The sequence below is a fragment of the Mycobacterium sp. ENV421 genome, from assembly GCF_002887815.1.
Lineage (GTDB): Bacteria > Actinomycetota > Actinomycetes > Mycobacteriales > Mycobacteriaceae > Mycobacterium.
On record NZ_PDHO01000010.1, the window covers coordinates 147,398 to 165,417 of the forward strand.

Consider the following 18,020-nt stretch of genomic DNA (forward strand, 5'->3'; position numbering starts at 1 on the left):
ATAGGGTCGGTTCGCGTGAGCGAAGACGCGACGGTCGCCTATCTGGGCTTCCACGACAAGGACAATCTCGGCGACGACGCGATCTACGACGCGGTCAAATCCCAGCTGCCCGGGGTCACGTTCAACGACATTCCGCGGCTGGCGCACGAATTCGTCTTCCCGCTCGGCGCTGCCCTGCACCGGGCTCGTACCCCCAGCACGCTGGTGATGGGCGGCGGGACGCTGGTTGGAGTCCGCTACTTCCGCCTGCTGGCCAAGGCGGGCCTCGCGGTGACCAAGAACAACGGCAAGTACGCGATCGGCGTCGGGGTGCAGGACCCGGGCTATTCCGGGCGGGGCAGCGGGTCAGGCAACGACGAGCTCATCAAGTGGAAGCCGATCCTGGTCGATTTCGACTCCGTATCCGTGCGCGGGCCCCGCAGTGTGGAGCTGTTGGCTGAGATCGGTGTGACGGCGCAGATGACCGGCGACCCTGCACTGATCCTGCCGCGCCCCGAAGTGCCGGTCGAGGACGGCCTGATCGGGGTCAACCTCGGCTACGGCGACGACTTGTGGGGACATGACCCGGTCGGAGTCGCTGACCATGTCGCGGCCGCTGTGCGCGAACTCGCAGGCCGGGGCCACCGCTTCGTCGGCATCCTGATGAACCCGAGCGACCGCAAGTGGCTGGAGGTGGCATTCGAGGGCATCCCCGCTGACATCCTGCTACCACCCGACGCCGAGGCCGCAGCACGGGAATTCGCCCACTGCTCGGCCGCCATCGTATGCCGGCTGCATGCCGGAATCCTCGCGGCCCTGTCGGACACCCCGGTGGTTTCCCTTGAGTACCAACCGAAGTGCCGCGACTTCGCGATGTCGATCGACGACGAGCGGTCACTGATCCGCACCGATCAGGTCACCAGCACCGCCGTCGTCGACCGGGTACTGCAATCACTGGCCGACTCACGCGCAATCCGAGCCAACAAACGCGCCGCCGTCGACCGGCTACGCACCCAGCTGAACTCCGAATACAGCGCGCTGCGCCGTCAACTCGGCATCGCGGGCGCCTGACGAGCCCGCCGCAGTGCGTCACCGCTGAACACCAGCAGGGCCAGCCAGATCAGCGCGAAACCCGCCCAGCGGGCCGGCGGCATGGGCTCGTGCGCCACCAGCACACCCCAGGTCATCTGCATGGCCGGATTCAGATACATCAGCAACCCGAGGGTGACCAGGGGCAGGCGCTGGGCCGCGGCGGCGAACAGCAGCAGCGGGATCGCGGTGATCGGCCCCGACAGCATCATCAGCGCCAGGTGGCCGGACCCGTTGCTGGCGAACTGGCCGTGCCCACTGAGCTGCAGCACAACGATGTACGCGATGGCGAACGGCGCGGCGATCGCGGCCTCCACGCCCACGCTGACCCGCGGGTCGGTGGGAACCACCTTCTTGACCACACCGTAGAGGCCGAACGTCGAAGCCAGCCCGAGCGCGATGATCGGCGGCCCACCGACCTCGATGCCGAGCAGGATCACCGCGGCCAGCGCGATCAGCACCGCCACCAGCTGAGCCCGGTTGAGCCGCTCGCGGAAGATCAGCACCCCTAGCAGCACGCTGATCAGTGGATTGATGAAGTAACCGAGCGCGGCATCGACGACATGGCCGTTGCTGACGGCGAAGATGAAGATCACCCAGTTGGCCGACACCAGTGCCGAGGCGCAGAGCAGCAGCAGCCAGGTACGTCCGGTGATAGACCGCAGGTCGGACAGCTTGCGCATGGCGACCACCACACCGGCCATCAGAACCAGCGTCCAGACCACCCGGTGCGCCAGAACCTCCAGTGCTCCAGCCGGTTTCAGCAGCGGGAAGAACGCCGGGAACAAGCCCCAGGACCCGTAGGCACCGATGCCGTAGAGCAGACCGCCGGTCTTGGTGTCCTGTTTGGGGCTCGTCACGACTCGCCGCGCAGCACATCCAATGCGTGCTGCAGATCGGCCGGGTACGGGGCGGTGACCTCGAAGTGCCTGCCGTCGGCGGGATGGGCGAACGCCAGCGAACGCGCGTGCAGCCATTGCCGTTCCAGGCCGAGCCGCTTGGCCAGCACCGGGTCGGCGCCGTAGGTCAGATCACCGGCGCACGGGTGGTGCAGCGCGGCGAAGTGCACCCGGATCTGGTGCGTACGACCGGTTTCCAGGTGAATATCGAGAAGACTTGCGGCCCGGAACATTTCGACGGTGTCGTAGTGGGTGATGCTGTGCCGGCCGGTCTCGGTGACGGCGAACTTCCAGTCGTGGCCGCGGTGCCTGCCGATCGGTGCGTCGATGGTTCCGCTCGACGGATCCGGATGTCCCTGCACCACAGCGTGATAACGCTTGTCGACGGTGCGCTGCTTGAACGCCCGCTTGAGCAGCGTGTAGGCCCGCTCGGACAGCGCGACCACCATGACACCCGAGGTGCCGACGTCGAGCCGGTGCACGATGCCCTGCCGCTCGTGGATGCCCGACGTGCTGATCCGGAATCCGGCCGCGGCGAGACCGCCCAGCACGGTCGGTCCGTGCCAGCCGACGGTGGCGTGGGCGGCCACCCCCGGCGGTTTGTCGACGGCGACGATGTCGGCGTCGGAGTACAGGATCGTCATGCCCTCGATCTCTTCGGGCGTGTTTTCCGGCGGCGGCGCTTCCTCGGGGATCTGCACGTGCAGCCACGCGCCGGCCTCGAGACGGTCGGATTTCCCTGCCCGCGCGCCGTCGAGTTCGACGCCGCCGTCCTCGGCGATCGCCGCCGCGGCGGTCCGGGACAGCCCCAGCAGCCGGGCCAGGCCCGCGTCGACGCGCATGCCGGCCAGCCCCTCCGGAACTGGCATGGACCGTTCGGCCATCAGGCCGTCTCGGCCTTGTCGTCGCTGGCGGCCGGCTCGGACGTGCGGCGACCCGCGGTGTCGAAGTCATAGCCGAACAGCGACAGACCGACCAGCAGGATGGCACCGCCGACCACCGCCGGATCGGCCACGTTGAACACCGGCCACCAGCCGATGGAGAGGAAGTCGACGACGTGCCCGCGCAGCGGGCCGGGCGAGCGGAAGAACCGGTCGACCAGGTTCCCCAGCGCGCCGCCCAGGATCATGCCGAGGCCAACCGCCCACCACGGCGACACCAGCCGCCGGCCCATCCAGAAGATCCCGATCACCACACCGGTGGCGACCAGCGTCAACACCCAGGTGTAGCCGGTGGCCATCGAGAAGGCCGCGCCCGAGTTGCGCACCAGCGTCCAGGTGACGGTGTCACCGATGATCGACACCGGCTGGCCCGGCGTCAGCCACCGCACGGCCAGCACCTTGGTGATCACGTCGAGCGCCAGCACCACACCCGCCACCGACAGCAACAGCCGCAGCCGACGTGGCGCCTTGGCGCTGTCCTTGGATTCGTCGGTCACACCCCCATCATTCCCTAGTCTGTTGGGCATGCCCCGACTCGTCGTCGTTACCACCGGCGGGACGATCGCCACCAGCGCAGACGATGAGGGCGTCCTGCGGCCGGTGCACGGTGGCGCCGAGCTGGTCGCCGGGCACGATGCTCAGGTGATCGACCTGTTCACCCTGGACAGTTCGCAGCTGACGCCGACCGAGTGGCGGCGGATTTCAGACGCCGTCACCGCGGCCGCCGCCGGGGCCGACGGCGTCGTCGTCACGCATGGCACCGATTCGATGGAAGAGACCGCGCTGTGGCTGGAGCTGACCTACGCCGGTGACGCGCCGGTGGTCGTCACCGGGGCCGCCCGGTCGGCCGACGCCCCGGACGCCGACGGACCGGCCAACCTGCGCGACGCCCTCGCGGTGGCGGCCAGCCCGCGCGCCCGCGGGCGGGGTGTGCTGATCTGCTTCGCCGGATGGGTGCGCCCGGCGCTGGGCACCACCAAGGTGGGCGGCCCCGATCTGTTCGGCGGCGCCCCGCCGGCGGGCCGGGTCTGCGGCGAGACAGTCGAATGGACCAGCGATGCGCGGCGGGCCTACCTCGGCGAAGCCGCCGGGGCGGCCCGGGTCGACATCGTGGCTGCCTATCCCGGCGCCGACGGCACCGCGATCGACGCCTTCATCGACGCAGGCGCCGCGGGTCTGGTGATCGAGGCGATGGGGGCAGGCAACGCCGGAGCCCCGATCATCGAGGCGGTGCGCCGGGCCTGTGCCCGCGGCGTGGCCGTGGCGGTCACCACCCGCGTGCCCGGGGGGCCGACGGCGGCGGCCTACGGGCCGGGCCACGACCTGGTGAGCGCCGGAGCTGTGCTGGTTCCGCAGTTGCGGAGCAGCCAGGCCCGGGTGCTGATGATGGCCGCGTTGAGCGCGGGACTACCCGTGGCCGACGTCATCGCCCGCTGGGGCTGAGGCCCGGCTTTCCAGACCGCCGACGTACTCCGCCCAGTCCAGGCTGTCGACCGGGTTGGCTTTGACCAGGTCCGCTTCGTCGATGGCGAACGTCCGCATCACCCCGGGCCCGCTGCCGCGCGTTTCGAAGCGAACGCTGACCACGCCGTGGCCGGCGCCCTGTACCCAGCCGTGGCCGAGCTCGGGATGACCGACGTCGTCACCGATGCGCCAGCCCCCGGCTTCCGGCACCGGCACCGCCATTGGCGCGTGGGTGTCCGGCGCCTCGGCGACCTCGGCCTCCACCTGCTCGAGATCGGGGAACAGCGACTCCTGGTGGACGTCGGACAGGCCCGAAAAGCCAACGCCCAGAAGACGAATGGGGCCAACCTCCCGGGGATCGAGGAGTAGCCGGTACGCGGTGGCGGTCAGGGTGCCGAGGTTGCCGGTGGCGTACGGCAGTGTTGCCGATCGGGTGAGAGTGCTCATGTCAGACCGCTTGAGCTTGACCGTGACCGTGCGGGCGCCGCGACCGTCGCGCTGCAGCCGCTGGTGGGCGTGCTCGGCGATGGGGGCGATGGCGTCGCGCAGCTGTTCGATGGTGGTGAGGTCGGCCGGGAAGGTCGACTCGGCGCTGATCTGCTTGGCCTCGGCGCGTTCGGCCACCGCGCGGTCGTCGATGCCGCGGGCCAGGCGGTGCAGCGCGGGACCCACGGTGGCTCCGAGGATGCTGGCGGCCTCGGCGTCGGTCAGCGCGGCCAGCTGGCCGATCGTGTCGATGCCCAGCCGGTGCAGCTTGTCCTCGGCGACCGGGCCGATCCCCCACAACCGGCGTACCGGCAAGCCGTCGAGCAGCGTGCGCTCCTCGTCGCGGCGGACCACGCGAAACCCGTCGGGCTTGGCCAGGTCCGAGGCGATCTTGGCGATCTGCTTGCCCGACCCGGCCCCGACCGAGGCCACCAGGCCGGTCTCTTCGCGGACCCGGCGGCGCAGCAGGACGGCGAACTCCTCGACGTCCGCGGCGCTGGCCCCGGCCAGTTCGATCGGCTCACCGAACGCCTCGTCGAACGACAGCTGCTCGAGGACGGGAACCATGGCGCGCACCGTGTCCAGCACCCGTCGACTGGCCACCCCGTAGACCACGCCTCGGGGCGGTAGCACCACCGCTGCGGCGCCGACCATCCGCCGCGCCTGGTGCATGGGCATCGCCGACCGGGCGCCGAACACCCGCGCCTCATAGCTGGCGCCGGCCACCACACCGCGGCCGCCGAGCCCGCCGACCAGGACGGGGCGGCCACGCAGCGTCGGGCGGGTCAGCTGTTCGACCGACGCGAAGAACGCATCCATGTCGAAATGCAAGACCCAGCGCTCCACGACTCCCGATGCTATTGGCTGGGCCGAAAGCAGTAGTCGGCTACTGAATCCGCGCAGTCGAGAGCAGCGCACGATCACTGCCATGGGTACTGGTTATCTCGTCGGTTACGTCGGTGGGCTGGCGGTGGCGCTGGGCGTCGGGGCGGCAGTGATGGTGAGTGCGCCGACGGCGTCCGCCGATACCGCGGCGGGGTCGTTGTCGCACGGCGCTTCGCCGGGCACCGCGAAGTCGGCGCGGGCGCCGCAGCGTGCGAGCGCCGTCGCCTCGAAGAAGTCCGCGCCGAAACGCACCGCCGATGCGCCTGCATCGTCGGTGACTCTTCTGATGGCGGCGTCCGGTGCGGCCGAGTCGAGGCGGAAGGCGACATCCACGACGCCGCCTGCCGACGCGGTCGCCATCGACGACAGCAACAACCTCGTCATCGACAGCGACGGTGTCACCACCCGGATCTCGTTGCAAGACAACGCCACCGGCACCCAGACCGGAACCACTCTCGTACTCACCGGCCGCGTCGCACAGCCCCCGCTGCTAGACGTCGCGCACGGCAGAGCCGTGATCGCGACGAGCTGGGAAGCCTCCAATGAGTACGTGAGCCAGGTCGCGGTGTTCGACACTCAGGCGGGAACCCAGACGGGCACGACACTCGACTTCACCGGCTCTCCCGCCGTGTCACTGGTCGACGACGGCCTCGCCCTGATCCGCACTGTCCGCTATGACGCGACCACCGGCGGTGCCACTGATTTCACGGTTCTCGATACCGCCTCTGGCACTACGGTCGGTGAAGGACTCACCTTGGACGGCGGCCTGTGGAACACACCGGCCATCCGGGTGGGGAACGCTCGCCTGCTGGTCATGTCCGTCAATCAGAACTATTGGGCGGGGACGGCGACGGTCAGCGCAGCGGTGTTGGACACCGCCACCGGCACCCAGGTCGGCCATCCGGTGAGCCTGGAGGGCGCGCCATGGGGTGACCCCATTCTGAGCGAAGACGGTGTCCACGTCCTTCTGACCGCGAGCATCGGCGGGGCAACCCATGCCGCGGTCATCGACACCGCGGCCGGTGAACAGTCCGGAAACACTGTCGACCTCCAGGGCACTGCTGGTTACGTCGTCACCGCCGCCGACGGCATCCACGTCCTGATCACGGCGGACGACGGCTACACCACCCGCATCGCGGTGGTCGACACGACGACCGGCGACCAGGCCGGCGTTCCCCTCGCCATGACCGGCCGACTGGAGCGCCCCCTACTGAGCGCCGACGGCGTGCATGCACTCGTGACCGCGAGAACCGCGGACTCGACCGAGGTAGCGGTGCTCGACACCGTGACCGGCGAACGCACCGGGACCCCTGTCGTCCTCGGCGGCCAGGTGCGGGGTCCGCTGGTCAACAGCGACGGTATCCATGCTCTGTTCGCGTCGAGCACCGGTAACTCCACCGAAGTGATGGTGCTGGACAGCAGAACCGGCGAACAGACCGGTGCGGCCGTCGACGTCGAGGGGACGATGAGCTATGCGCTCGTCGACGCCGACCAGACCCACGTCCTGGTTGTCACGAGCGTCGGCGGCTCCACGCAGTTCACGTCGTTCGACTCCTCGAACGGGCAACGAGTGGGGGCCCCGCTGGGCTTCTCCGGTGCACTCACCGGCTGGCCAGACCCGTCGACGGCCGCCGACGGCACCCATGCCCTGTTCATCCTCGACGACGCCGATGAGACGCATCTGGTGCTGATCGACGTCGCCACAGGTACCCAGACCGGCACGGGCCTCGTGCTGCCGGGCGAGCCGGGGATGCCGATCGTGAGCGACGACGGACACCACACCACGATCTACACCAGGGTCCCCGCCACGCACGCCCACGGGAGCAGCACCCGCGTCGCGGTGATCGACACCTTAACCGGCAACCAGGTGGGCGTCACCACCCGGCTCACCGGAACCCCCGCCGCCCTACCGCAAGTGAGCGCCGACGGGCACCACGTCGGGTTCCGGACATTCGCGGGGGTCAGCGCGAACCTCGACACGTCGACCGGCGCGGCGACCACACATATCGCCGGGGCTCCGTGGGGCTTGGACCTCGAGGCGTTCGCACTCACACCGCTCGGGCGAATTGTGACCGCGATCCAACTGGCGGTGAGCACCGCCTATCTGGTGATGGTGCAGTTCGTTCTCCTGGGCTTCTTCGTGTTGGGCGGGATTCTGTCCCAGACGCCGAGCGCCCAGCCCGCCGCCCCGTCCGGGAATGCCACCGTCGCCGGGTGAGTCTCAGGCCTTGGTGATCGCTACCCGCACCCCGTCGCCGATCTCCACGGCACCATCCGGCTCACCGAAGTCGAAGCTCGTCGCCAAGATCTCGCCGGCGATCAGATCGGTATGCGCCGCAGCCCAATCCGCCCGTTCGGCCGGCACCGACATGACCACCCGAATGCGGTCACTGACGTCCAGGCCGCTGGACTTGCGCAGATCCTGCAGTTCACGGATCCGGTCCTTGGCCCAGCCCTCGGCCTCCAACTCCGGGGTGACGGCGCCGTCCAGCACCACCAGGCCGGCACCGTCGGGCAGCGCAGCCGTCCACTCCGGATCAGCGGCCACCAGCTTGGCCGTGAACTCCTCCGGAAGCAGCACGGCCGGGCCCGCGGTGAGCGTCCCGTCGGCGTTGAGCACATAGTCGCCAGCCTTGACGGCCTTGATCGCCGCCTGGACGTCCTTGCCGATACGCGGGCCTGCGGCGCGGGCGTTGACCGCCAGCTCGAACCGGCCGTAGGCGGGCACATCGTCGGTGAGCTCGACGGCCTTGACGTTCAGCTCGTCGGCGATCAGGTCCGCGAACGGTTCGAGGCTCTGCGGATTATCCACCGCCACAGTCAGTTTCGGCAGCGGGAGCCGCACTCGAAGCTTTTTGGCCTTGCGCAACGAGGACGCCGTCGAGCAGACGTCGCGCACCTGGTCCATGGCAGCCACCAACGCCGGGTCAGCCGGGACCACGGCCGCCTGCGGCCAGTCGGTCAGATGCACCGAGCGCTCGCCGGTCAGACCGCGCCAGATCACCTCGGTGGCCATCGGCAGTAGCGGGGCCGCCAGCCGTGTGGTCACCTCCAGCACGGTGTGCAGAGTGTCGATGGCGTCGGCATCCTCTTCCCAGAAGCGCGAACGCGACCGGCGCACATACCAGTTCGTCAATGCTTCAGTGAACTGGCGCAGCTGCTCGCAGGCACCCGAGATGTCGCAGACGTCCATGGAGTCGGTCAGCTGGTCACGCAACTCGCCGAGCTTGGCCAAGATGTAGCGGTCCAGCACGTGGGTCGAATTCGTACGCCAGGTACCGACTTTCGGCGCGTACAGGGTCAGGAAGCTGTAGGCGTTCCACAGCGGGAGCAGCACCTGGCGGACACCTTCGCGGATACCCTGCTCGGTGACGATCAGGTTGCCGCCCCGCAGGATCGGCGAGGCCATCAGGAACCAGCGCATCGCATCGGAGCCGTCGCGATCGAACACCTCGTTGACGTCGGGATAGTTGCGCAGCGACTTGCTCATCTTCGCGCCGTCGTTGCCGAGCACGATCCCATGGGACACACAGGTTTTGAAAGCAGGCCGGTCGAACAGCGCGGTGGCCAGCACGTGCAGGGTGTAGAACCAGCCGCGGGTCTGCCCGATGTACTCCACGATGAAGTCACCGGGGAAATGAGCTTCTTCCCCTCCCGCCGCCCCACCCAGGAACCAGCCCTCGTTCTCGAACGGATAGTGCACCTGCGCGTACGGCATCGACCCGGAGTCGAACCACACGTCGAAGACGTCCTCGATGCGGCGCATCGTCGCGGTGCCGGACGGGTCGTCGGGATTGGGCCGCGTCAACTCGTCGATGTACGGCCGGTGCAGATTGTCCGGGCGCACCCCGAAGTCGCGTTCGAGTTCGTCCAGGCTGCCGTAGACGTCGATCCGCGGGTGCGCCGGGTCGTCGGAGACCCACACGGGAATCGGTGTGCCCCAGTACCGGTTTCGCGAGATCGACCAGTCCCTGGCGCCGGACAGCCATTTGCCGAACTGGCCGTCCTTGACGTGATCGGGATACCAGGTGATCTGCTGGTTGAGTTCGACCATCCGGTCCCGGAATTCGGTGACCTTGACGAACCACGACGACACCGCGCGGTAGATCAGCGGGTTGCGGCACCGCCAGCAGTGTGGATACGAGTGGTCGTAGGTTTCCTGGCGGATCAGCACCGGGGCGTTGACCGCGGCGGATCCGGTGCCGTTCTTCAGGTCCCGGATGATCTGCGGGTTGGCGTCGAACACGTGCTGGCCCTGATAGTCGGGCACGCTGGCGTCGAAGCGGCCCTTGGAGTCCACCGGTGTCACCGGCACGATGCCGACGGTGTCGGTGGTGGCTTTGTCGTCCTCGCCGTACGCGGGCGCCATGTGCACCACACCGGTGCCGTCCTCGGTGGTGACGAAGTCACCGCGAAGCACCTGAAAAGCGTTGGCGGAGTTCAGGAAATACGGGAACGGCGGCAGGTAGTGCAGCCCGAGGAGTTGTTCACCGGTGACGGTGGCGAGCACCTCGGGCTCCTCCCCCAGCTCGCGGGCGTAGGCGGCGAGCCGGGCCTGAGCGAGCACCAGACTCCGGCCGTCGACCTGCACCACCACGTAGGTGACGTCGGGATTGACCGCGACGGCCTGGTTCGACGGCAGCGTCCAGGGCGTGGTGGTCCAGATCAGCAGGTAGGCGCCGTCCAGATCGGAGCCGGCCTGATTGATCCGGAACCCGACGGTGATCGCCGGGTCCTGCCTGCTCTGGTAGACGTCGTCGTCCATGCGCAGCTCGTGCGACGACAGCGGGGTCTCGTCGTTCCAGCAGTACGGCAGCACCCGCACGCCCTCGTAGGCCAGCCCCTTGTCCCACAACTGCTTGAACGCCCAGATGACCGACTCCATGAACGACAGGTCCAGGGTCTTGTAGTCGTTGTCGAAGTCGACCCAGCGCGCCTGACGGGTGACGTAGTCGCGCCACTCGCTGGTGTACTTGAGCACCGAGGCGCGGCAGGCGTCGTTGAACTTCCCGATGCCCATCTCTTCGATCTGGGCTTTGTCGGTGATGCCGAGCTGACGCTGCACCTCGAGTTCGGCGGGCAGCCCGTGGGTGTCCCAGCCGAACCGGCGCTCCACTTTGTACCCGCGCATCGTGCGGTAGCGCGGCACGATGTCTTTGACGTAGCCGGTCAGGAGATGGCCGTAGTGCGGCAGGCCGTTGGCGAACGGCGGACCGTCGTAGAAGACGTATTCCTCGGCGCCGTCGCGCTGGGCGATGCTGGCCCGGAAGGTGTCGTCGGACGCCCAGTAGTCGAGGACATCGAGTTCGAGGGCAGGGAAGCTGGGTGAACCACCAGCCGGCTTCGGGTAGCCATTCTCGGTCACGGGTGCGTTCGTCTCCTGTGCCAGGTGTCTGGACACGGGGACGACGACGCGCGGAGTGCGCGAGCGCCGCGGTACCACCCCGCTTACGCACGTCGACGTGCGTCGCTCTTGACAGGCTGTGACGGGCCCACCCGTTCGGTTCTACTCGGTCGTTTCCGCGCCGCGGCGCGGGCCTTTCTTCCGAAGGCTCCCCGGTGATGGCCGGATCGGTGCCGTTGGCGAAGATTCTAGCCGTTGGACGGCGCGGTAGACCTCAGGTGGCCTCGGACGTCACGCTGATCAGGCCCAGCCGAAACTGGTTGGCCAGTTCTTCGACCGTGCAGTGGTCCAGCCGGCGCGAGTCGTACCACCAGTCCATCTGCACCTCGCCGTCGTTGCGGTAGGCGAGAACGCCCAGGGCGGGGCCGTCGGCGAGTTGCAGCGGCCCGAGCGACGGCTCCGGCGGCAGCCCCAGGAATGAGAACGCGACGTCGGACGGCGACGTGCTGAGCCGGGCTGGCGTCAGCGCGTCGCGAACCTCGGCCAGCAGGTCGTTGGCGTCCATGCCTCGTTCATCGGCGCAGCACAGACGAACGGGCTGCACTGCGGTCAAGCCACTGACCGTCACGAAGCCGACCCCGATGGTTCGGGCGATCGCCCGGCCCAGAGCGGCCAGCAGCACTACCTCGATTCCGACCCGGGCTGCCTCAACGGCTCCGTCCAGTTCGGCGGTCAATTCGTGGGACAGGGGCGCCGACAATCGAACCAAATCTTCTGGTCGAGGGCGGCCGGGAATCTCATCATCGACTACCCGCACATTGCTAGACGGGTAGGTCACGGGAGCAACCATGGGATCACAGTAGCGGGCGTGTCCCATAAATGGGAGGCTTATCCCAGAAGTGTGACGACGATGTCAATTAAGTTATCAATTTGTCGTATGCAGTCAGCGGTACCCAATACCGGGAGTTCGGGTTATTGTGAGGCGTGCCCAGGACCGACGAGAACGGACGCCAGCTCAAAACCCTGCTCGACTATCTCCTCGATGGGGACATCGAGGCCCGCGACATCTACGACGCGCTGGGCACCTCCAGCAGCACTTATTACCGGCGGGTGAAGGAACACGACTACCCGAACGCCGAGGAACTGCGCCTCGTCGCCTCTCGATTCGGGCTCAGTTATCCCGATTTGCAAGTGCGATTTGGACTTATGAGTCGCGAAGAAGTCCAACAATATATCGAATCTTCTCCATTTACGTTGGCGACAATTAATACTGTCATTGCGGCGCGTAATCCCGCGAAATTCTCAGAATTGAAGCCTCGACTCGACGCTCCTCCGCTGTAGTATTTGCTGAAGTTATTCGGGGACGTAAGGCGACGAAGGCATGGGTCTTGGGGCACTGATCACGATCACGCTTGCATGCGTGGCGTGGAGCCTGTGGATCAGGCGACTCACGTGGTCCTGCCGCTGGGAAGTGGCGGCCACCTTGAACATCGCACTGCAGGGTGCGGCTGTCTTCCTGATGTCCCCGTTTGCATCTGAAACGATCGGTCAGCTGTTGCACTCGCTGACCGGAGTGTGGAATCTCGAGGACTACATCGGCCACGACTGCTACGTCGTGGCCGCCTCTGCGATCGTCTACAACGCGCTGGGCCGACTGCAGGACGACAAAGCGACGCAGGCGGCATTCAAGCAATATGTCGAGCGGCCGGCGACGCTGTGCATTCCCTTGCTTTTGGCAACCTTTTCGTTGGGCAACGGCGCAAGAATTTATCGCTCCGACTTCTTCACGGTGCCGACCGACTTCTGGCTCTCGGCGTACTGGCTGGTCCTCTGCGGAACGCTGATCTATCTGCTCGGCTACAGCGCGCGGGCGCTGTTCGTCCTGCGCCAGGATTCACGGTCTCGTCGCATCGCCAACATCTATCTGGTGTCGTCGGCCAGCGGCATCCTGGCCTGCACGATCCGCATCGTCACCGCCTACGTCCCCGCGCTGCAGGAGATCGAAGGCGGCACGCTGGTCTGGTTCTTCGCCTGCTTCTGCGGCGCCGGCTTCGCGTTGACGTCGGCACATTCGTGGCGCATCAAGACTCGATGGTTCACCCACACGCCCAGCTGATGGCACGCCCGCATCCCGCGGGCCCGATAATGGTGATCGATGAAATTCGCGGTGACAATCCACGGGACCCGTGGTGATGTCGAACCCTGTGCGGCGGTAGGACTCGAGTTGCAGCGCCGCGGCCACGACGTCCACCTGGCGGTGCCCCCGAACCTCGTCGCATTCACCCGTTCTGCGGGCCTGCCTGCCATCCCCTACGGGCCCGACTCGCAACAGCAGCTGCAGGGCGACGTCTTCGAGCGGCCCGATGCCCTGACCGCCGCGGGGCCCGCGGACTGGGTGCGGCTGGGTAACCCGCTGAACGCGCTGCGCAAGGCCAGAGCCGCGGCCACCCGGGGCTGGGACGAGATGGCCGACACGTTGCTCGGCATGACCGAGGGCGCCGATCTGATCGTCAGCGGGACGGCCTATCAGGAGATCGCCGCCAACGTCGCGGAGTTCCGCGGCCTTCCGCTGGCCGAGGTGCACTACTTCCCCGTTCGGGCCACCACGCAGGTCCTGCCCGTGCGGCTACCTGCGCGGATGACCCGGGGCGCGTACGCGGCAGGCGAATGGATGCACTGGCAGCTGCTGAGACCCGCCGAGACCCGGCAGCGCCGCACCCTGGGCCTGCCGGCGACCAGGACCCGACCGGTCGGCCGGATCGTCAACGCGGGCAGCTTGGAGATCCAGGCCTACGACCCGGTGTTTTTTCCCGGGCTGCCCGGCGAGTGGGGCGACCGACGACCGCTCATCGGGTCCCTGACACTGCAAATGCCCACCGAGGTCGACGACGAGGTCAGCTCCTGGACCACCGCGGGCACGCCGCCCGTCTACTTCGGCTTCGGCAGCATGCCGCTGGACTCCCCCGCCGAGGCGGTACGGCTGATCAGCGACGTATGCGACGAACTCGGCGAGCGCGCGCTGATCTGCGCCGGATTCTCCGACTTCGACACCGCCGGCACGGCGCCGCACGTAAAGATCGTGCCCTCGGTGAACCATGCCGCGGTGTTCCCGGCCTGCCGCGCGGTGGTCCATCACGGGGGCGCCGGCACCACCGCGGCGGGCATTCGCGCCGGAGTCCCCACCCTGGTGCTGTGGGTAGCGGCCGAACAACCGCTCTGGGGCAAACAGGTCGCACGGCTCGGCATCGGCGCGACCCGGCGGTTCGCGGCGTCCACGCGCGGTTCGCTACTATCCGACCTGCGAGCGGTGCTGGCTCCGGAAATGGCACAGAAGGCTCGTTTGCTCGCCGAGCGGATGAGCACGCCGTCAGAGAGCGTCGCGACGGCGGCCGACCTTCTGGAAAAGGCAGCCCGCAACCGCCACGCGGGGTGACGCCCGCTCTGCCCGCCACACTCCGGCAAGGTAGATTCGGCGTTGTGTGGACAACCGTGGTGCTGCTCGGCCTCGCGGTCAGCATCGAGCCCGCACGTATTGCTCTGATCGCACTGCTGCTGACCCGGCCCCGTCCTGCGCGGCACCTGACGGTCTTCCTGTGCACCGGCCTGGCGATGAGCCTGAGCGTGGGCTTCACGGTGCTGTTCATCTTCCATCACAGCTTCCTGGGCAAGGCCGATCTCAACCCGGCCCTCATCCAGATCGGCATCGGCGCTGTCGCCGTGCTCCTCGGCGTCCTGCTGATTTCGAAAATCCCCTTGCGCCAGTTCTCCCGCAAGGAGATGGCCGAGGTACCGGCCGGGGGCGCCAACGAGACCGTCCTGGAGGTCGAAGAAGAACTGGCGCCGGGCCGGTTCAAACGACTGACCACCAAGGTGCGCGCCTTCATGCAGGGGGAATCGTCCTGGTTCTCCGGGTCCATCGGCGCCGCCCTGGCGATGCCCAGCGTCGACTACATGGCCCTGCTGGCGCTGATCATCGCGTCGAAGACCCCACCGGCCGAGCAGGCCGCGGCCCTGGTCACCTTCCTGCTGCTGGCCAGTTGGGCAGCGGTCATCCCGCTGCTCAGCTTCATGGTGGCACCGGCCAAGACCCGAGTGTGGGTGCAGCGCTTCAACGACTGGATACGCACCCGTACCCGCCGGCACGCCGGCATCTTCGTCGCGGTGGTCGGCGTGATCCTGATCGGGGTCGGCCTGCACGGCCTGTGATGCCGCAAGTCACTCGATGACCGCGTTGAGCCCGAATTCGGTCAGTGTCTGCTCCACCAAGCCCCGCAGTCGCTGCTTGGTATTCTCGGCGCCGATCTCGTAGGCCTCGATCGAGATCACGACCTTGCCGTTGATCCGCGCGGACACCACGACAAGCTGACCGTGCGAACGTTCGATCTCGCGCCGCGTCACGTTCTGGTCGAGGGCCCTCAGGACGACCTTCTCCGCGGTTGTGCCGTCGACCTGAGCGATCTGCGGAGGCAGATCCCCGAGGTTCGAGCAGGACACCGGGAGGTCCTCGGAGTAGGAGAACAACAGCTCGGCCACTCCCTTGACGGCGACCTGAGGAAGCCATGGCATCAACGGGAAGAGTTGCATCGCCGGGTCGGTCTGTTCCTTGGCCAGCTGCCGTGACTCACGCACGACGGCACGCGACTCGGCGAGGTCGACGGTCACCTTCTCAGGGTCGACGGTGGCGTTGGCGAAGGCCATTGCCAGTGCACGGTCGTCCTCGAGGCTCTCGCGCAGGTTGATCGCGATCACCAGCGACACCGCGCCGTCGGACTTACGGCGCCGGCCCATCCGCTCGGCGACCTTCGCAGTGACGCCGACGAGCAGCGAATAGCTGTTGCCGCCAAGGCTTTCCGCACGGGCATCCCACTCGGCGAGGTCGACGAACGCGGCCACCGAGGGCACGTGGACGATCTCGTCCAGGCCGGATTGATCGACGCGCCTGCGGCGGGACTGGATCACGTCGCGCCGCTTGCTCCACAGCAGCTTCGCGCCGATGGCCAGCGCCCGACGCGTCTCGGGCAGGTCCCGCAGTGCCTGGCGTGCGTCGGCGGTCAGCGCCTGGCGCCGGGGCCGCGAGCCGGGGCGGCCATACCCGCCGTTGCGGACATTGCCGGTGACGGCCTCGAAGATCGCCAGCCCGGCGGCGGTGCCATCGCCGATCACATGCGACGCCACGATGCTGACAGCGGTGGCGCCGTCGGTCAGCGCCTGGACCACCAGGTACCACGTGGGTCCGTGTTCGGGGTCGATCGGGAGCGTCGCGAGCTCGTCGGCCCAGTCCATGAGTTCGTCACGCGGACGCGGCGTCTCGTTGAACTGGATCTCCGACGGCGCCTCGCGGGGTTGGACCCACCGCGGCCTGCCGAACGGCAGCGGCGAGCGCTCGATCCGCCTGCCGCCCAGCGAGTCGGCGATGTTGCGGTGGAATCGTCGCAGCCCCTCGACGTCGATGGGATGTTCGTACACCCACACGGCTTGCATGAGCTGCCCGCGCCCGGTGGCACGCATCAGCTCGAAGGCCGTCTGATCGAAGAACTCGAGCCGATGTTCTTGCGACTCAGCACTCACTGCGCAACCTCACTCGACGATGCCGGACAGTTCGAACTCTGCCAGGGTCTGGGCGATCACCTCACGCAGGCGGTGACGTGAGTTGTCGGCGCCCGGCTGGTAACTCATCACGGGAACGATGACCATACCGCCGACACGCGCCGACGCCACTGTCATCAGCCCGCGCCGCCGTTCGAGGACGTCGAGGGTGAGGTTGCGGTCGACGCCGCCGAAGTAGAAGCGCTCGCACGGTGTCCCGTCGAGTTGCAGCAGATCGTCGGGGACGTCCCCCATGTTCGAACAGGACACCGGCACGTCGGCGGAGAAGTTGAAGGCCATGTCGGCCATCCGGCCCATCGCCCGCTTGGGCAGGAACGGGATCAGCGGGAGCAGCTCGACCATCTCGTCGGGCTTCTCGCGCGCGGTGATCAAACCCTTCTTGATCGCCGAACGTGCGCCGGACAGATCCTTGGCGACCGGGCCCGGGTCGAATGTCACGTTGGCGATCGTCACGACATTGCCGCCGGTGTCACCGGGGCTGTCGCGCTCGCTGACCGGAATCATCAGCGTCGCCGCACCGTCACTGGCTCGGGTTCGGCCCAGGTTCTGCGCCAGCTTGCCGGCCAATCCGGCTACCAGTGAAAAATGGTTCCCACCAAGGTCGTTCGCGCGCCGGTCCCAGAGTTCTTTGTCGATGACGGCGGTCGTGAACGCAATCATGACCGGCTGCCCAGCACCATGAGCGGGCGCCGACACCGGCTCGCTCGGGCGCACCAGCTCGTCCTTGCGACGGGTTGCGACTTTGGCCGCCTTGACCAGGGTCCGCCCGATCTCCGGCAGGTCGGATCCGAGCTGGCGAAGATCCTCCAACACCGCGCGTGAGCGGGTGCGGGAATTCCGCGGCGGATAACCGAGATCCTTGCCGGCGCCGTGGACCGCGGCGATGACCGACGCCACGACGCCGCCGCCGTCGACGACGGTGTGCGACACGACCAGGCTCACCGCGGTGTTCCCGTCGGTGAACGACTGGACGCCAATCCGCCAGGCCGGCGAATATTCGGGGTCGAGCGGCAGCTCCACCTGCTCATGCGCCCAGTCCCACAGCTCCTCACGGGGCCGCGGCTGCTCGGCGATCTCCAACGGCGCCTGCGGCCCGGCCACCGACACCCACCGGTGCCGGCCGAACGGCAGCGGTGAGGTCTCGACCAACCGGCCGACGAGCCCGCGGCCGAAGTTCTGGTGAAATCGCCGAACACCGTCGAGGTCGACGGGATGCTCGTAGATCCAGATGAGCTGCATGACGGCCTCTTGGCCGGCGCCACGCAGCGCCAACAACAACGCCTGATCGGCGTACGGCACTACGTTGTCAGGTTTGGGCTTCCCCAC

15 protein-coding genes are annotated in these 18,020 nt (G+C 67.8%); 7 read left to right on the plus strand and 8 right to left on the minus strand.

Annotated elements, in window-relative coordinates; genetic code table 11:
* Window positions 1-15: 15 nt before the first annotated feature.
* Window positions 16-1,050, plus strand: coding sequence for a polysaccharide pyruvyl transferase family protein (locus CRM90_RS14880; protein ID WP_102807711.1), 1,035 nt, complete (start codon window positions 16-18; stop codon window positions 1,048-1,050).
* On the opposite strand, the gene rarD is transcribed toward CRM90_RS14880, so the two are convergent.
* The 3 genes from rarD to lspA are packed head-to-tail and all read right to left on the minus strand — an operon-like array spanning window position 1,026 to window position 3,435.
* Window positions 1,026-1,928: an EamA family transporter RarD gene (rarD, locus tag CRM90_RS14885; RefSeq protein ID WP_102807712.1), complete on the minus strand. Its 903-nt coding sequence runs from the start codon at window positions 1,926-1,928 to the stop codon at window positions 1,026-1,028. The two genes, CRM90_RS14880 and rarD, sit on opposite strands and share 25 nt — an antisense overlap.
* On the minus strand, window positions 1,925-2,851 hold the full coding sequence (locus CRM90_RS14890; protein WP_047330386.1) for an RluA family pseudouridine synthase: 927 nt from the start codon (window positions 2,849-2,851) through the stop codon (window positions 1,925-1,927). Before CRM90_RS14890 ends, rarD begins: the two co-directional genes overlap by 4 nt.
* Window positions 2,851-3,435 (minus strand): signal peptidase II, encoded by a 585-nt coding sequence (gene lspA, locus CRM90_RS14895; protein WP_233209328.1) that lies wholly within the window; start codon window positions 3,433-3,435, stop codon window positions 2,851-2,853. Before lspA ends, CRM90_RS14890 begins: the two co-directional genes overlap by 1 nt.
* On the opposite strand from lspA, the gene CRM90_RS14900 reads away from it, so the two are divergent.
* Window positions 3,434-4,351, plus strand: coding sequence for an asparaginase (locus CRM90_RS14900; protein WP_102807714.1), 918 nt, complete (start codon window positions 3,434-3,436; stop codon window positions 4,349-4,351). The genes lspA and CRM90_RS14900 overlap by 2 nt on opposite strands.
* On the opposite strand, the gene CRM90_RS14905 is transcribed toward CRM90_RS14900, so the two are convergent.
* Entirely contained in the window at window positions 4,316-5,677 is a 1,362-nt protein-coding gene (locus CRM90_RS14905) for a DNA polymerase IV (RefSeq protein ID WP_233209335.1), read from the minus strand. The two genes, CRM90_RS14900 and CRM90_RS14905, sit on opposite strands and share 36 nt — an antisense overlap.
* Before the next feature lie 109 nt (window positions 5,678-5,786).
* On the opposite strand from CRM90_RS14905, the gene CRM90_RS14910 reads away from it, so the two are divergent.
* Window positions 5,787-7,961, plus strand: a complete 2,175-nt coding sequence (locus CRM90_RS14910) for a hypothetical protein (RefSeq protein ID WP_102807715.1) — start codon at window positions 5,787-5,789, stop codon at window positions 7,959-7,961.
* Between the two features lie 3 nt (window positions 7,962-7,964).
* Here the strand turns inward: CRM90_RS14910 and ileS are convergent, their stop codons facing one another.
* Window positions 7,965-11,108 carry an isoleucine--tRNA ligase gene (ileS, locus tag CRM90_RS14915; protein WP_102807766.1) on the minus strand — a complete coding sequence of 1,048 codons (3,144 nt, stop codon included), beginning with the start codon at window positions 11,106-11,108 and terminating at the stop codon, window positions 7,965-7,967.
* A gap of 253 nt (window positions 11,109-11,361) precedes the next feature.
* A complete protein-coding gene (locus tag CRM90_RS14920) occupies window positions 11,362-11,937 on the minus strand; it encodes a hypothetical protein (protein ID WP_142391378.1) in 576 nt (191 codons plus the stop codon).
* 134 nt (window positions 11,938-12,071) lie between these two features.
* On the opposite strand from CRM90_RS14920, the gene CRM90_RS14925 reads away from it, so the two are divergent.
* The 4 genes from CRM90_RS14925 to CRM90_RS14940 are packed head-to-tail and all read left to right on the plus strand — an operon-like array spanning window position 12,072 to window position 15,293.
* Window positions 12,072-12,428 (plus strand): transcriptional regulator, encoded by a 357-nt coding sequence (locus CRM90_RS14925; protein WP_102807717.1) that lies wholly within the window; start codon window positions 12,072-12,074, stop codon window positions 12,426-12,428.
* A 40-nt stretch (window positions 12,429-12,468) separates the two neighbouring features.
* On the plus strand, window positions 12,469-13,203 hold the full coding sequence (locus tag CRM90_RS14930) for a hypothetical protein (RefSeq protein ID WP_102807718.1): 735 nt from the start codon (window positions 12,469-12,471) through the stop codon (window positions 13,201-13,203).
* Between the two features lie 39 nt (window positions 13,204-13,242).
* Window positions 13,243-14,520, plus strand: a complete 1,278-nt coding sequence (locus CRM90_RS14935) for a glycosyltransferase (RefSeq protein WP_102807719.1) — start codon at window positions 13,243-13,245, stop codon at window positions 14,518-14,520.
* Between the two features lie 44 nt (window positions 14,521-14,564).
* Entirely contained in the window at window positions 14,565-15,293 is a 729-nt protein-coding gene (locus tag CRM90_RS14940) for a GAP family protein (RefSeq protein WP_199189903.1), read from the plus strand.
* Between the two features lie 9 nt (window positions 15,294-15,302).
* On the opposite strand, the gene CRM90_RS14945 is transcribed toward CRM90_RS14940, so the two are convergent.
* Window positions 15,303-16,655 carry a hypothetical protein gene (locus CRM90_RS14945; RefSeq protein ID WP_102807720.1) on the minus strand — a complete coding sequence of 451 codons (1,353 nt, stop codon included), beginning with the start codon at window positions 16,653-16,655 and terminating at the stop codon, window positions 15,303-15,305.
* Between the two features lie 9 nt (window positions 16,656-16,664).
* Window positions 16,665-18,020, minus strand: coding sequence for a hypothetical protein (locus tag CRM90_RS14950; protein ID WP_102807721.1), 1,356 nt, complete (start codon window positions 18,018-18,020; stop codon window positions 16,665-16,667).

Bases quoted from the DNA above. Each gene is read 5' to 3' on its own strand.
- CRM90_RS14890 (WP_047330386.1), bottom strand. From the start codon at position 2,851: ATGGCCGAACGGTCCATGCCAGTTCCGGAGGGGCTGGCCGGCATGCGC.
- CRM90_RS14900 (WP_102807714.1), top strand. From the start codon at position 3,434: ATGCCCCGACTCGTCGTCGTTACCACCGGCGGGACGATCGCCACCAGC.
- lspA (WP_233209328.1), bottom strand. From the start codon at position 3,435: ATGCCCAACAGACTAGGGAATGATGGGGGTGTGACCGACGAATCCAAG.
- CRM90_RS14905 (WP_233209335.1), bottom strand. From the start codon at position 5,677: ATGGATGCGTTCTTCGCGTCGGTCGAACAGCTGACCCGCCCGACGCTG.
- CRM90_RS14910 (WP_102807715.1), top strand. From the start codon at position 5,787: ATGGGTACTGGTTATCTCGTCGGTTACGTCGGTGGGCTGGCGGTGGCG.
- CRM90_RS14920 (WP_142391378.1), bottom strand. From the start codon at position 11,937: ATGGTTGCTCCCGTGACCTACCCGTCTAGCAATGTGCGGGTAGTCGAT.
- CRM90_RS14930 (WP_102807718.1), top strand. From the start codon at position 12,469: ATGGGTCTTGGGGCACTGATCACGATCACGCTTGCATGCGTGGCGTGG.
- CRM90_RS14935 (WP_102807719.1), top strand. From the start codon at position 13,243: ATGAAATTCGCGGTGACAATCCACGGGACCCGTGGTGATGTCGAACCC.